The 14,477-nt window shown below is 42.6% G+C and carries 12 protein-coding genes; 6 read left to right on the top strand and 6 right to left on the bottom strand.

The features are described from left to right. Window positions 1-135: 135 nt before the first annotated feature. The 3 genes from WG906_RS14825 to WG906_RS14815 all read right to left on the bottom strand — a co-directional run bounded on the left by WG906_RS14825 (window position 136) and on the right by WG906_RS14815 (window position 3,224). Window positions 136-702, bottom strand: coding sequence for a dihydrofolate reductase family protein (locus WG906_RS14825; RefSeq protein ID WP_339993557.1), 567 nt, complete (start codon window positions 700-702; stop codon window positions 136-138). 304 nt (window positions 703-1,006) lie between these two features. Continuing rightward, window positions 1,007-2,110 (bottom strand): WD40/YVTN/BNR-like repeat-containing protein, encoded by a 1,104-nt coding sequence (locus tag WG906_RS14820; RefSeq protein WP_339993556.1) that lies wholly within the window; start codon window positions 2,108-2,110, stop codon window positions 1,007-1,009. Window positions 2,111-2,186: 76 nt separating this feature from the next. Next, on the bottom strand, window positions 2,187-3,224 hold the full coding sequence (locus tag WG906_RS14815) for a ligand-binding sensor domain-containing protein (protein WP_339993554.1): 1,038 nt from the start codon (window positions 3,222-3,224) through the stop codon (window positions 2,187-2,189). Between the two features lie 166 nt (window positions 3,225-3,390). Here WG906_RS14815 and WG906_RS14810 point away from each other — a divergent pair, with 166 nt between their 5' ends. Further along, window positions 3,391-4,272 carry a winged helix-turn-helix domain-containing protein gene (locus tag WG906_RS14810; RefSeq protein WP_339993551.1) on the top strand — a complete coding sequence of 294 codons (882 nt, stop codon included), beginning with the start codon at window positions 3,391-3,393 and terminating at the stop codon, window positions 4,270-4,272. Between the two features lie 545 nt (window positions 4,273-4,817). Here the strand turns inward: WG906_RS14810 and WG906_RS14805 are convergent. From WG906_RS14805 to WG906_RS14795, 3 genes are all read right to left on the bottom strand, one after another. Continuing rightward, a complete protein-coding gene (locus WG906_RS14805; RefSeq protein ID WP_339993549.1) occupies window positions 4,818-9,599 on the bottom strand; it encodes a protein NO VEIN domain-containing protein in 4,782 nt (1,593 codons plus the stop codon). Between the two features lie 125 nt (window positions 9,600-9,724). Then, on the bottom strand, window positions 9,725-10,984 hold the full coding sequence (locus tag WG906_RS14800; protein WP_339993548.1) for a type II toxin-antitoxin system HipA family toxin: 1,260 nt from the start codon (window positions 10,982-10,984) through the stop codon (window positions 9,725-9,727). Then, window positions 10,971-11,282, bottom strand: a complete 312-nt coding sequence (locus WG906_RS14795; protein ID WP_339993547.1) for a helix-turn-helix domain-containing protein — start codon at window positions 11,280-11,282, stop codon at window positions 10,971-10,973. The genes WG906_RS14800 and WG906_RS14795 overlap by 14 nt, the downstream gene beginning before the upstream one ends. A 542-nt stretch (window positions 11,283-11,824) precedes the next feature. Between WG906_RS14795 and WG906_RS14790 the strand changes: the two genes are divergently transcribed. The 5 genes from WG906_RS14790 to WG906_RS14770 all read left to right on the top strand — a co-directional run bounded on the left by WG906_RS14790 (window position 11,825) and on the right by WG906_RS14770 (window position 14,436). Then, window positions 11,825-12,136 (top strand): helix-turn-helix domain-containing protein, encoded by a 312-nt coding sequence (locus WG906_RS14790; protein ID WP_339993546.1) that lies wholly within the window; start codon window positions 11,825-11,827, stop codon window positions 12,134-12,136. Next, on the top strand, window positions 12,133-12,426 hold the full coding sequence (locus tag WG906_RS14785) for a hypothetical protein (RefSeq protein WP_339993544.1): 294 nt from the start codon (window positions 12,133-12,135) through the stop codon (window positions 12,424-12,426). Before WG906_RS14790 ends, WG906_RS14785 begins: the two co-directional genes overlap by 4 nt. A 177-nt stretch (window positions 12,427-12,603) precedes the next feature. Continuing rightward, the gene (locus WG906_RS14780) at window positions 12,604-12,978 is read left to right on the top strand and encodes a plasmid mobilization protein (RefSeq protein ID WP_339993543.1); all 375 of its coding nucleotides are present in this window, start codon (window positions 12,604-12,606) and stop codon (window positions 12,976-12,978) included. Further along, on the top strand, window positions 12,962-13,915 hold the full coding sequence (locus tag WG906_RS14775; protein WP_339993541.1) for a relaxase/mobilization nuclease domain-containing protein: 954 nt from the start codon (window positions 12,962-12,964) through the stop codon (window positions 13,913-13,915). Before WG906_RS14780 ends, WG906_RS14775 begins: the two co-directional genes overlap by 17 nt. After that, window positions 13,912-14,436 (top strand): hypothetical protein, encoded by a 525-nt coding sequence (locus WG906_RS14770; RefSeq protein ID WP_339993540.1) that lies wholly within the window; start codon window positions 13,912-13,914, stop codon window positions 14,434-14,436. The genes WG906_RS14775 and WG906_RS14770 overlap by 4 nt, the downstream gene beginning before the upstream one ends. Window positions 14,437-14,477 lie beyond the last annotated feature (41 nt).

Genomic DNA, 14,477 nt, shown 5'->3' with positions numbered 1-14,477 from the left:
TTGTAACGATCGTTGACCACGGACAGGATATTGCCGCAGGCAGGGCTTTTTAAGCAAACCCTAAACTGAAAAACCAAAGGTCAGCCAGGCACAAATTATCATAAAACCCCGTCCCCCGCTTTTGGCAATACCTTGTCAGCGGGTCGTTGTTTTTTCGTCTGTCGGCACATAGTAAAGCGTTACTGCACCACCTTTAAAGGTCTTAGTTTTTATGAGTTTAAAGACAGTTCTGTCGCTTATATTTTCAAATAATGGCAAACCGCCTCCTGCAACAACAGGGTGAATACAGAGTTGGTATTCATCAATCAAATTGAGTTTCATTAGCTGTATAATTAAACTACGGCTGCCAACTAAAATTTCTCTGCCCGGTTGTTGCTTGAGCTCTAAAACTTCTTCTTCAAGGGCCCGGTTTGCTAGCTTTGCACTTTCCCATTCTACATTTTTCAACGTGTGGGAAAAAACTATTTTTGGAATTTTATCTATTGCCATAGCAAAGTCGTCCATTGTCTTTTCACCTGAAGGATTTTTTAACAGATCTTGCCAGAATTGCATAAGTTGATAAGTTATCCTTCCATACAGAACAACGCCGGCATTATCTAACAGTTCAGCGTAATGTTGATGTATTTCTTCATCCGGAATACCTGCTGTGTGGTCGCAAAACCCGTCAAGTGTCATATTGATTGCTGCGATTACTTTTCTCATATTTACTTTATCTCAATCCAAAATCGTGTGTCGGTTTATAATTAATATAAATGATTGAATTTTGTATTACAAATTTACCTGTCAGGCACAACAGTTCCAGAGGTGGATAGCGACAATTTTAAGGGGAGTAGGGTACCGTACCAGACTCAAAGAGTTTAGTTTAGGAATTCCATTTCACCACCTACATCAAACATACCGACGCCTACAATTGCGTCAAAGCTATACAAGCGAAAATAGTTGTTGTTTTAATTTGGCTTTTCCCGGCATTGACACAATGACGGGCTATATAGGTGGGATTGTTTAATCAACATCCTTTATTTGGTATGGCATAAATCGCGTTGCCTGAAACAGCTAATTTGAAGCCCCTATTTTCAATAGAAGGAAGTAACAGTTTCCATGTTTTACCCATGTCAGATGACCGGAATATACCATCTGAGCGACCACACATTAAATATTCGCCCACTTGCTTGATTGATGAAATATACAATGAAGGCTGAAGTCCGCCTATTTGTTTGATAAATGAACTGTTCCAGGAAGGCTGAAGTCCTTCACCTATAACATTCCAGGTTTTCCCACTATCCAATGAAATGTGTATTCTGTTGGTTTGGGTTATTCTGTTGTAGGCTATAGCCACAAATCCTCCGTCGATACGTTCCACAGCGATGCCATCGCTCCCTTCACTAATAACACGATCCCAGCTTTCACCATCATCGGTCGATCTTAATATTCCCTGAGTGCTGGCAGCCAGAAGTACACCGTTTGACTCTACCATTTTCGTTACCCAGCCTCCAACATGCACATATTTCCAAGTTTTTCCACTGTTAGTGGATTTAAAAATGGCGCCGTTGGAGCCGATGAAAACAGTGCCTCCCGTAGTTTCAAAAACGCTGCATACTTGTCTCTCTTTATAATTCGTGTACATCCAATCGATCGTTCTGTTAATGCGTACGGCTTGCTCCTGAAAGTTCGTGTACATGGGCGACCAATCACTCTTTCCGTTTATTTTTTTTAAAAATTGGCCCCTGAAATTATATGCAAGTATCCCGTTCTTGCCAGGGACAATGTTCCTCTGTTTACCAGGGAAGATCTCTTTGTTCCAAAAAGGAGATGTGGAATTTGGTTCACTGTGATATATCCCATTTCCGGCACGTAAATAGAGCCCAAATTCATTTGCAAAGAAACCATCACTCTGCATACCTTCCCTCTGCAATTTTTCAGGCAGCCCTTCGCTAATGTCCTGCCATGTTTGTCCACCATCAGTAGATTTAAAAATGATGTTAGCAATCTTCGATGATTTACTCTCTGTTATTGGTTTCTTTTTTGCGTCCTTCCCTTTTAGTACAAAAAAAGAATTGAGTAGAAATAATACTATGAGAATGGCCGGAACAAACACAAATGATCTTTTCATTTTTTTTAATTTAATTGGAACTATGATTAGTAATTAGCGGAAGTAACAATTGACGATAAACGTTATTTTTAATTGCCTAAAAGTCCGTGAGGGTCTTTCCATCATAACGGCTTACCCCACCCCCAGATGCAAACCAAATGCTTCCATCATTAGCTCCTAAAATCCCGAAAGGCAGATTTTTAAGCCCTTCACCTTTTGTCTCTATTTCGGTTACATGTGGATTTTTATTAGACAATGACTGTTCATCAAAACGAAAAATTGCCCCCCCTGAACTAGCCAGAATGTTTCCTTTTCTATCTTCGACGATAACACCGGCACCCGTCTGATTAATTTTGGTAAAGGTGCTGCCGTTAAAGCGCCACAGACCGTCGGCACCAAACCAAATATTGCCTTTTCTGTCTTCGAGTATACGCCAAACGTTGTTGAAAGCTTTGCCGTCTTTATTGGCGAGCGGGGTAAATGTTTTCCCATCATAAATGAAGGTATTACCCCTGGTGCCAAACCATAATTTCCCGGTTTTATCTTCGATAATAGTATGAATATCATTATGCAGCCAACTATCTTTCGAAACCATAGATTGATAGGCGGACACGTGCACGGAATCAGCACCAGCAGGGGCCGGTACGTTTTTCATTTTTAATTTCCGAAAGGATTTCCCATCGTAACGGCTTGCTCCATCATTTGTACCAAACCAGATATTACCGGCCCTGTCTTCATACATACAAAAAACGCGGTTACTGGCAAGGCCATCCCCGGTTGTAAAATTTCTAAACGATTTCCCATCATAAAAATAAACCCCCGAACCAAGGGAAGCGAACCAAAAATTACCTTTCCTATCTTCCAAAACAGAAATAAAGCGGGCTGAACTTACTTTACTTGTGATATTGGAGAACGATCTTCCATCGTATTTATAAACACCATCATTAGTTGCAATCCAGATATTGCCTTTTCTATCCTGTTTTATTTCAAAAACGCCACTATTAGGCCCATGTAAACTGATTGAGTCTTTAGTTTTGGAATTGATTTTATCTTTTGAGAGGTTTGTTTTGTTTTGTCCTTTACAGTAAGTGCAGAAAACAAGCAGCAGGAGATAAGTGTACGTGTATTTCATCATTAGTATATTTGTTTATAAAAAGCATTTAAAAGGTTTTTACATTTATCAGAGCAAAGCTATATCCTATGCCTTCAGGTAAAGTGTTAAGAGTTGTAAAAGAATGTAAACGAGTGTAAAGACCCTCTGCAGTTTATCTTCGATCAGCTAGAATAGCTTACTTTTATATATGAATTTTAAGTACCTATCAATTTTCATTGCTGCCTCTTTGCTTATCCTTTTTTATGTACTTAGCGCAAGCCAGTTAAATGATACGGATTTTGAAGAGGCGAAAGAAATTATAATTATGAGGAAAATTGGACATGAAGTACTGCTGCATTCCGGCGATAGTTCATCCAGAGTTTTGCCCGTAAAGCAGATTGCTGAAAATGAATATCAAATTCGATTCGCAAGTCAGTTTACCTTTACACCTGATTCACTTGTAAAGATTATACACCGAACGATCGAAGCCAATCAGCTTCCTTCTGACTATATTGTAAACGTGATAGAATGCGCAAGCAATGAAATGATATTTGGGTATGCAATACTAAAAACTGAGCAGAAGAATATCGTACCCTGTAGAGGCCGGCAGCAATCCAAAGGCTTCTATTTAATCAATATATCATTCCATAATGCCAGCCTTTTGGGTTTGCCAAAGAAGTTTGTATCAACCGGAATAGCCCTTTTTGCGTTGGTTTTAGTGTTTTCAGGAGTAAAGATTTACCACAAAAAGAAAAGTATATCAGGTAAAGGCGACAAGAGTTTTCAAGACAATTTTATCCGAATTGGGAAATATCATTTTTATAACGACAAGCAATACCTTATCAATAATACTGAACAAATAGAACTCACTCAGAAAGAATCTAAATTGCTATACATTTTTGCAAGCGCTCCTAATGAAATCATAGACAGAAACAGGTTGCAAAAAGAAATATGGGAGGATGAAGGCATAATTGTCGGCCGTAGCCTTGATGTGTTTATATCAAAACTCAGAAAGAAACTGGAAAATGATTCTACAGTTAAACTTGTTAATATTCACGGGAAAGGATATAAGCTGGAAATTAGCTCTTAGGAAGAATCTCCTGCCTTTAGGTAAAAATAAATGAGAACTATGAATCGATCGTATAATCAATTCTACCTCTTTTTTGCCAGGGATTAATTCTCGACACCCAAGGATAAGGTCTCAACCTTATGAACTGTTAAGCCACCCCTTAGTGGAATAAATAGGACTGACGAAGGAGGGGGAATTTATGGATCAGGAACAAAGATTAACATCAACAAAAAACCCGCTATACTTTCGTAAAGCGGGTTTGTAGCCCGTAGGGGAATCGAACCACGCCCTAACTATACTGAAAATCAACATTTTACAAAATCATATTTTGACCTGTTCACCAAATGTTCACCAGAAGGCAGTTTTTGGGCTGCAAATGGTCATAATAAAGGTACGGAAATGACACCAGATAGCACAGTTTTTGAAACTGTGCTATCTGATTTTTCCTATTTAATCTTCTTGAAGAAATAACGGTGTGGAGCGTCGCAGCCGCTAAGTATTTATCCTGCCTCTATCCTTAGGCTTTTGAGTATCCGCAAAAGTATATCTCTATTCAGAGACAAATATTATTCATCCCACTTGAATTTGATCATAAAGCTGTCGTTCAAGACATTCATATGCTTATTGGCCAGCAAAGACTCCTCCTTTTTGAATTTGAAGGGAGAGCGGATATAACGGAAGATCGGCAACTCGCCGAGCGGGTTCTCTACGATCAACAGGTCGTACTTATCCGGATATTCCAAGGCTTTGGCCATCTCAGTACCAGTCATTCTAAATCCGTCGCGGACATTAGAGACGCCTTTTACTTCCACATAGCGTACCTTGTCATTTTCCCTGATCTCGATATCATAACCTTTTCCCGCTTCGCTGGTGTAGGCATTTACGGCGCGAAAGGCGTTTTCCGAAACCCATTCCACGGTTTTTTCGCTATACCGCCTGACCAACTGGTTAAAAGCCAGGAATTCTGCGATAAAGCCAATTACCTCTTCGTTTCCACTGCCGAACCTGACTGCCCGTTTGCCGGAGGAATTGCTGCCCCTTTTGACGCCTTTGTCAGGCAGGTCCATTTTTAGGGTTTGGCCCGTCCGAATCTTGAATTTGCTGAAGTCAGTAGTTTGGGCAAGCTGTTCGGCCAAGGATCGGTAATCGGTAAAAGTGACCAGACTGCCGCTGACCCTGATCTGTTTTTCGCCTGGCGGCCTATCCCCGGTCTTTTCATCTTTTTGCTGAAACTTTTGAATCAACGTGTTGATTTCATCAATTTCATTGAACAAAAGCATCGCCTGAAATTCTTCATTTTCGAGCAGCAATTCAGGGATGTGAATACCACCAGCAGCCAGTTCTTGAACCTTCGCATGTATCAAGTCATTGCAGGAAAAAAGGGACCCTTGGTCGGCCAACTCCAATTTGAACCGTTTGCTGACACGGACCTTAAAATATTGGATGAGGTCAGCTTGGTAACGGTCAGCCGGATCATAGGCGTCGGCGTCATATTTGCGCAGTAGTATAAAGTATTTCCGTTTAAGTTCCAGTTCACCTGTGGCAAGCAATTGTTTGTAAAGCGACTCCATAAACAGCTGTTTATAGCGGGTTTTCAGATCTTCGTAGCCGTTTCGAAATAGCAGGGAAAAATCCAGACCAGTAAAGTGCCGCGAGAACACGGCGAAGTCTAGTTTGAATTTAAGGAACATATCATAAAACAGCTCCTGCACGTCCAGTTCTGAGAGGCTTGAATAGGTGTCGATATTGATGAACGTTTCCAGCAGAGATCCTTCGGCTTTCAACTTAGTTACGAGGAATTGTCGGAGTCGGGGCTCGTCCCTGATTTCGGTTTTAACGTGTTTGGTCGAAGCCAGCGAAAAGGCTCTCCAGAAGGAAAGCCGGATATCATCGACAATATTCAGTTCCAGTTTTGCGGCTGTGATGATATAATTGTTCTCCAGCTGGTTCTCCCTGAGCAGCAATTCCTCCCGGTTGGCTTCTCGGGTGGAAAAAAGCTCCCGGATAAAGGAGCGGTGTTCCTCAGTATTAATAACCGCGGTAAAGATTTCTGCGATGGCATCACCCATGGCGATGCTGCGCCGAAGTTCGTCCGGATCGTCCACTCCGGGAGGCACGAGCAAATAGTAATTGCTCTTTTTGTTAACGAATTCAAAAGGTTCGAGTAAAAAGGCCTCTCTGTTGCCAGCGTGGGAATACTCGGCGCTGATATGCTCCACTAGGTGAATTTTCGTTCGCTTGACTCTGCTTTTAATATCACCGTCCTTATCAGTGCCAATGCGCAGGGCATAGACCAGCGCCTTGAAGCGGGCAATCTCTTCTTCGAACAATGGGTTAAGGGAATGGAGCTCCGGCTGGCCGATGATGTCGAAAGAGATATTCTGAAGAGGCTGCACGCCGAAGATGCGCCTGATCTTTTGCGATCCGCGTTTTTTATCGACCACGATCAGAGGGAAGCGTTTCAGGACGTTGTTGCCGAAATTCTTCGTGTTGATATAGTAAGATTCACTAATTGGGAAATAGCCGGTTGCGTTGCCTTTAGTGCAAAGTACTTTTCCCTCTTCCAGGAATTTCTGGTAGGCGGGGTGCCGCACATCGAGTTTGGCATCATTATAATTGCTGGCGATCTCGCGGTAGATGGTTGAACCTATCGTTTTTTGGGTATCTGTCTTTTCCAGCGAACCAAGCATATCGTAAAGCGTAACCATGGAAAAAGAGCTGATCTCCCGATGTACGCCGATCAGCACCAAATAACTTTCTAGTGTTTCCTCCGGCAACTTGAGCTTTTCAGCCATTTTGGCGAGGTCCAGTTTAGGCTTTTCGACATAGGGGCTGAACTCTCTGGTAATGGTTCTAGACAGACAACAGCGATCAGGCGAGCCTTTGCCTAGTGTTGAATCCACAGGAAGCCAAGGCGTATTAGCCATCACCCAGCGGGTATAAGACCTCATTTTTGTAGCTGAGAATTGCCGCTTATAATATTTCGGTCTGATGGTCAGTGCTACAACGGAAGAACTATGGATCTCTTCGTTGTTCTCTAGTGTCCTCTTCAAATTCGGCGATGTGTTGATCCACTTAAAAATATACTCGGGTCTTGCGCGCTGTAATATGGTGTCGATTTCATCATATTCAGTCACACTAATCTCGTCTACAGAAGTAAGGTCCTGCATCAGGTGCTCATAATTATTAAACTTTTCGTGGTAATTATCCCAGGCATGTTTGTAATTGTAGTTTCGTAGCAGATATTCTTTGTATCCGGCATAATGCGGACTACCTTCAGCGATCCGCTTGACATAAGCGCGCGGCTGGTCTTCAACGCCTAACCAACTGAAATAAGTAAAAGCCATCGGTTGGTCTTCCGCCGCAAAGCCTAGCTCTCGGTAAGGTGCCAGCAACTTGTTCTTGTCATAACTATAAAGCTGCTCGGCCAGCTCATGCCCGTGGACCTTTCCGAAATAAAGTTTTTCCACCGGCATTACCTTGTTTTTCTGACTAAGCGCGTTGACCTGCCGGTTGGTTTGCAGCGGCGCAGGTACTCCTTTGTTATATTCGGTTTGAAAAAGCTGAAAAAGATATCTGTGGCATTCCAGCACCTTTTCGGTTGTTTCACTTCGTTCATAATGGACGATAATCGTTATGGCAATTTCCGTAAAAGAATAGGCCCGGACACCCAGCAGGCGCAGGTGGCTAGAAAGCAGGCTACTGTGTTCGCTGCCATATAGCGTGGCCAGATGGCCATATAACTCCGCGTCGATAAAGCTAACTTTGATCGCCGCTGGCAACTCAAAGGACCTTTGCTGGTCATGCGGCAGGAAGATCTGGTTGATCCAGGGAATGAGTACCTGACTGCCATCGGTCAGCAAAGGAGGAAGTTTGTATCTGTTAAAATCCGGTTTTTTGAACTCGGCAGAATAACTGGCAAAGCTGAATAAAAATTGCAGAAGCTGCGCGGCTTCCCCAGTTGCCAGCGATTGTAGCCGTTGGGAAACAATATTGCAGATCTGGCTAAATGGGTATTTATAGACCTCCAGTTCATCAAGCAGGCCAATGACTTTTTTATCATTACAAAAGATCAGTAGGTCGTTAACATCATCCCCTTTTAGAACATGCGGAATCGATGACTCGTAAAAAACCGGCTGTTTGTCATGGGTAATATATTTGCCATTCACGTTTGGAAAGATGGCTTTGCTTTTCATTCGCTCGAAAAGCGCTTCCTTAAATTTGAATTCGGTCAGCCGCGGGTCCATGGCCGAAAAGTTGATGTTTAGCAGCTGCAGGGCATCGTAGGATACACCTTGGTTTTTTCTTGTCACTCGCAGAGCGGTGTCCACCAGCAGATCGGCCAGTTTGCCGATCAGGAAGAGATTATGGCCAGCCGTGTCGTCAGTGATACCATTCCGTTCCGGTGTTAGTTCGAAAGTACCGTGCAAGATCGCGGGAAAAGGCAACCTGACCTTGGTCTCAAAATAACTATACAAGAGGTCACATTTATCATCAAGCTGGTCATTCCAAGCAATGGCCAGTTCATAATGTTTCTTTTTATGTTTTCCCGTAATCCGGTTTATATGCCAGGCTTTGGAAGTGATTTCATTCGTCAAACGGTCATGTTTGGTTACCCGGATACCGTCGCCTTCGGGTTCTCGGCTGTATACGATATGTTGCTTCGGACTTTTCAGTTCTAGTTTATCCAGATTCTTTAAGAATAGCATCGTCTCCATCGAGATCATATTTGACATCTGTAGGCTGACGTCGCTGGCTGTTTCTTCGCCCTTCAGGGTGATCAGAACGTTGGTATCAAAGGGGTAAAAGGGTTGCTGTTGGGTCAGTATCTCCGGCAGTCGCAATACCGCTATCGGAAACTTTTCCGACGACTGATGCTTCAGAAAATCGCCGATATCAGACCGTCTTTTAATCAGATCCTTCAAAAAGGTTTCGGCGCGTTGCTGGGAAAAGCCGACCTGAAGCCCGGCGCTTTGGATCACAATACTTTTAGCCCAGCTCAGTATGGAACGGAAGCCAAGACCTTTTTGACCGATCATATCCTTTTGCATCGGCTTAAAGCTCCGGTGGATATACATCAAAGAAGTAAAGCCACCTTCATCAAAAGGAGCGCCGTTATTGGATATGCGCAGCACCCCCCGTTCCAGCACCATTTCGGCTTTCTTTTCTATTGCCGATGCTGACGCGTCGTCCGCATTCTGCAGCATTTCCAGCAGTTGCCGACCATTGTAGGCTTCGATGTTCTGACGTTCCGCTCCATGGTGTTCCAGGATATAATTTGGCGAATTGGTATAATCGATTAGCCGGTTCTTCAGCTCGTTTTTAATGAAGTTGTTTAGGTCGGACATTTAGATCAGGATCAAGTTTAAGGTGCTCCAATTCTACAATTTATATTGAGTTATTTTAGAAAATTGAATAACTGCATTCACCATCATTTAAAATGAATATGTTTCGGATTAACAACTTACATTATCTATCTAATAGATAATGTAAACGCCCCCACCATTAATTCCTGCTCAGCCCTTGATATTCCAATCTCGGCTGCCACTTGTCTCCACTTCCCTACTGCAACTCTAACTTCTGTTATTATTTTATCCATCTCCTGCTCTCCAAGGCGAAAGAACACACCCACACTTTTTGCCAAATCATAATCGAGCATGTTGTTATCCATGTCAATATTAAGAGCAAGGCCAGCTTTGTCAATCGAAGGATTCAAATCATAGGCCGGGGATAAGCGCCAGCCCTTATCACTCAGGATAAAACCGTGGTTCCGTAAATGATCGTCGGTATTAGAAATGGTTATATTGAATATAATTCTTCTCCAAAGCTGCCGGAGGTCGGAGTCAATATTCCCTCCGGAATACTGCAAAAATTCTGCGATATCCAGGTAGCTTGGTGTTTCGTCCCGAATAATGTCTTCATTTTTTCCTGTCATAGTCATAGCCGAAGCAAAATGTATTCGCTCTCCATTTTCCCGGTCAAATCTTTTCGTGAAGAAAGTTCGATACTGTCCCCGTACTTTTTCCAATTTACATTCAGCCATATCAATACCAGCATCAATCGCCAGTAGATACGCGAGGTACTCCCAGGCAGCTTTATCGGTGGTGTCGTTGTTTGAAGGAAACTTTGCAATCCAGGGGTGATTATCCTGATCAAGAATATTGGCCTTAGGCCGGGCACCTCCTAACGATGAGCCAGGTGCAATAAGCAGGTCCAGCCATTTCTTTTCATCAGCCGGGTTCTCATTATCTTCAAAAGCTTCAGCACTTTGTTGTAATTCCCGGATGTGAGCCCATGGTGGGGTTGGTGAGTGGAAGTCGTTATCCAGAAATGGCCCGTCAGGCTCTGATTTAAATCTCAGTGCCCCCATTCGTGTGCTATCGTGAACTCCCAAGAGGTAATCAATCTCATATAGATTGGGTGTGACCGTGTTGCCTTCTTTGGCTTTCAACGTCGCTCTGCGCTGCATAAGTTTGCGTCCCCATGTATCAGGCATTGAATCCATAAATACCCCAAAGTTTTCTTTGCCGAGCGGGAACTGAGTTCCGGTATACCAGCTAATATCCGGATCCAGTAAAACCTGAGCCTGGGAATTTATCCACGACTTTTCATACTCAAAGCTAAAAGCCTTTTTACCCTTGGCTTGATGTGCCGACAACGTTCCGATTAGCTGGGGCTCAGTCAGCCCCTTCCAATGTGCATATACCCAAATATCGGTTCTATTTGCTGCCATGATGGGGAGGTGTTAATAATTGCAGATCCTGTAGCTTTTTTCCAAATTCATCATCTGCTGCAATTTTCAAAAAATCGTCCTGCAGATTAAGAGCTCGAAGAACATTAAAATAAGCCCCCATTGAGACACTAGGATTGCCTCGTTCTATTTCCCTCAGTGTACCACGATCTATACCCGCACGTTCTGCCACCTGGATACTGGTGAGTTTCCGTCGTTTTCTTGAAAGCTTGATGTTCTCACCCATTACTCCCAGAACCTTTAGGTATTTTGGAAACACAATATGTTTCTTCGTATTCATAATGGTGAATATTTTCATCAAATATAATAAAAATGGAGATAATATACATCATTGATTAATATTTTAAGTCAGAGTCGAACACACACCTCCGGTGCAAGGTGTGAGTTTTATAACGAGCAACGTTTAAACAGCTACTTTATTCATCAGCAAAAAACCTTCGCACCTTGCGAATCCCTTGCGAACCTAACACTTTGACTAAACCGAACTTTGAGCATCAATTCGATGCACATGAAATTAATATACTGTATTCGCCAGATCTACTTAGATAAAAATCTATCCCAATCTGTCTCAAAGTTTCCCAAAATGCCCTTATTCCATGGTACATTTTTAAAAATGTACCATAGGTTTTTTTGTCTCTTCCGTCCTTTACAAAAAAACATAGGTAGTACCCAAAAGTACCCAAGTTCAGGTTTTCGGAATCCGAAACTTTGATATGTGGAAGGTACCAACAGCCTGAATAAAAAACACACACCTCCGGTACAAGGTGTGAAGAATAATTTGCCGGTATCGGGAATTTTGAAACCTATTAAATGAGAAACATTATGTCAGTGGAAATCATCACCAAAGAAGACTTACAGCAGTTTAAGTCCGAGTTATTAGAAGAGCTGCTAAAGATTATTCAGCCAAATCAGCCCCAGGGAAAACAGTGGCTAAAAAGCCAGGACGTGCGGAAACTCCTGAACATCTCACCAGGCACTTTGCAAAATCTGCGAATTAATGGCACCCTGCGCTTCACCCAGGTAGGCACCATCTACTACTACAAACAGGAAGACATTTACAACCTGCTTGAAAACGGAAGTAGCACCCAGCAAAAGAACATTTCTATCACCGGACGATTTATGAAGAGCTTATGATAGTACAGGAAGCAAAGCGCTTTAACATGCTTTTTAAACGCATCGCAAACGACCCGGAATTACTGACTTCTCACATAAGCCTGTTTACTGCACTTTTTATCTGCTGGCAACGGAAGAACTTTAAGAGTCCGTTTTCGGTAACCCGAAAAGAGCTGATGGGCTACTCAAAAATTGCATCAATCGCTACCTATCACAAGTGCATCAAAGAACTTCATGAGTCGGGCTACATCAGGTATGAACCGTCGTATCACCCGAAGATTGGAAGCCTGATTTATTGGAATGTAAAGTAAATAATAGATGAATAATCCATTAAGATTTGGCCTAGAGAGGGCGCCTTATTTTGTTGGCGTTTTGCAGGGAGCAAGTTTGTGTTTTTGTTCCACAAAAACTCTTCCGGCGGTAGCCGGAACCAACTTGCCTTTTTCTCACGATGGTCGCAAAAGGATTAAAAAATTTGAAAAGAGATTATGGAAGCGACCTTAGAAAAACCGAAAAAGCATAAAGGTGGAAGACCGGTAAAACGGATTAAACGCTGTAATGATATCCGGGTAAGACTGACCAATACCGAGCTTCTCGTTATCCAGCATAAAGCCAAGGAAGCAAGGATGTCAGTCAGCGAATGGTTTCGGCAAGCTGCCAAACGGGCGAAGGTCGTTGCCCGTCTAAATCCTGAAGACTTAGTCTACTTGAGAATGCTAACCGGTATGGCCAACAACCTCAACCAGATCACACACCTGGCTCATAAGGAAGGATTATTATCAGTTCTGAAACGCTGCCGAGATATCCTTTTTGAGATTGACGAAACCTTGAAAAAATTAAACTCTGATGATCGGGAAAGTTAAAACTGGGAAAAGTTTTGCAGGCTGTATCCACTATAACCTAGAGCGAGAGGAAGCAACCATTCTTCATGCTGAAGGAATCAGAACAGACAGCATCCAGCATATCATTAGGGACTTCAACATGCAGCGGAAAATGAATCCTGAATTGGGTCAGGCTGTTGGCCATATTGTTTTAAGCTGGAGTGTGCAGGATAAAGAGAAGCTAAGTCCCGAGGCTATGGCTGATCACGCAAAGGAGTATCTCCAGAAAATGAAAATAGCCGACACCCAGCTCCTGGTTGTTCAGCATCACGACCGGGAGCATCCGCATATTCATATCGTTTATAATCGTGTCAACAATGACGCGAAAACCATATCCGACCAGTACCAGCGGAAGCGAAATGCGGAAGTATGCAAGCAGCTTACTTTAAAGTATAACTATCACATGGCCCAGGGAAAAGCACAGGTGAACCGGGCCAGACTTACGGGAGCAGATAGAATTAAGTACCAGCTATACGATGCTATCAAAGAAACATCAGCTCAGGCAAAAACCTGGATAGAACTTGCGAATCTGCTAACGCGACACGGTATTGAACTACACTATAAATATAAAGGTGGAACAGCAGAAGTTCAGGGAATCTCCTTCAGTAAGGATGGCTTAAAACTCAAAGGCTCAGAGATTGACAGGAGTTTGAGCTATGGTAAGCTGAACCAGGTGCTAACAAATAATCTTATGAGTTCTCAAAAACAGGGTTCCAACATTGGTAACTTAACGACTCTAAATAAAGAGCCAGTAAAGAAAACCTACCTTAAACCGCCGCAAGTAACCAACTATTTAAAACCCAAGAATACTGACAAGCCGTTGTTGGAGAGTCTTCTTACAATCACTCCTAATGATTACCCTAACATAATGAAGGAAGAGAAAAAGAAAAAGCGTAAACACCAAGGCCTAAGCTTATGAAATCAGAAGAAATGGACGAAAGACTGAGCGATACAGAATCTGTATTGTCGCTGCATGAGAAACGAATAATGAAGCTCGAACAAGAGAAAACAGAGCAACCAGTGATTAATATCCCTGATTACTCTCAAGAGTTCAAGTCGATTAAGCAGACGTTGTTGCTATCACAAAATGCCGGTGACTTGGTTCAAATTAAACAAACGCTAGCTAACATCTCTGCACATATTGAAAATGAGCCCAAACATACTGTTAAATCTTATCGGCTCTTATTATTTCCTGAGACAAATGCCGGTACTTATTATAGAATTGTATTCGGCAGACTTATACCATGGGGGATGGTTTTTGTAGCTATTGCATGCCTTTTCTCATTATGTCAGCAGAGTATCAAGGCTTGGGAAGCGTATCAATATAATAAACGGGCTGAACGATGTGTTAGAGCTTGGGTGTATATGGATGAGCATGCAACCAAACAGGTTAAAAAAGCAATGGAAAAAGCTTGGCTTAAAAGTGCAAAAGAACCTTAGGGCTAACCAATTGATGGTGCAGGACTCTATTTATACCGCTC

The sequence above is a fragment of the Pedobacter superstes genome, from assembly GCF_037622515.1.
Taxonomy (GTDB): domain Bacteria; phylum Bacteroidota; class Bacteroidia; order Sphingobacteriales; family Sphingobacteriaceae; genus Paradesertivirga; species Paradesertivirga superstes.
This window is presented reverse-complemented; position numbering and strand designations above follow the sequence as displayed.

Coding starts and splice junctions, on each gene's coding strand:
- WG906_RS14815 (WP_339993554.1), bottom strand. CDS start 3,224: ATGATGAAATACACGTACACTTATCTCCTGCTGCTTGTTTTCTGCACT.
- WG906_RS14810 (WP_339993551.1), top strand. CDS start 3,391: ATGAATTTTAAGTACCTATCAATTTTCATTGCTGCCTCTTTGCTTATC.
- WG906_RS14775 (WP_339993541.1), top strand. CDS start 12,962: ATGATCGGGAAAGTTAAAACTGGGAAAAGTTTTGCAGGCTGTATCCAC.
- WG906_RS14805 (WP_339993549.1), bottom strand. CDS start 9,599: ATGTCCGACCTAAACAACTTCATTAAAAACGAGCTGAAGAACCGGCTA.
- WG906_RS14770 (WP_339993540.1), top strand. CDS start 13,912: ATGAAATCAGAAGAAATGGACGAAAGACTGAGCGATACAGAATCTGTA.
- WG906_RS14820 (WP_339993556.1), bottom strand. CDS start 2,110: ATGAAAAGATCATTTGTGTTTGTTCCGGCCATTCTCATAGTATTATTT.
- WG906_RS14790 (WP_339993546.1), top strand. CDS start 11,825: ATGTCAGTGGAAATCATCACCAAAGAAGACTTACAGCAGTTTAAGTCC.
- WG906_RS14825 (WP_339993557.1), bottom strand. CDS start 702: ATGAGAAAAGTAATCGCAGCAATCAATATGACACTTGACGGGTTTTGC.
- WG906_RS14780 (WP_339993543.1), top strand. CDS start 12,604: ATGGAAGCGACCTTAGAAAAACCGAAAAAGCATAAAGGTGGAAGACCG.
- WG906_RS14795 (WP_339993547.1), bottom strand. CDS start 11,282: ATGAATACGAAGAAACATATTGTGTTTCCAAAATACCTAAAGGTTCTG.
- WG906_RS14785 (WP_339993544.1), top strand. CDS start 12,133: ATGATAGTACAGGAAGCAAAGCGCTTTAACATGCTTTTTAAACGCATC.
- WG906_RS14800 (WP_339993548.1), bottom strand. CDS start 10,984: ATGGCAGCAAATAGAACCGATATTTGGGTATATGCACATTGGAAGGGG.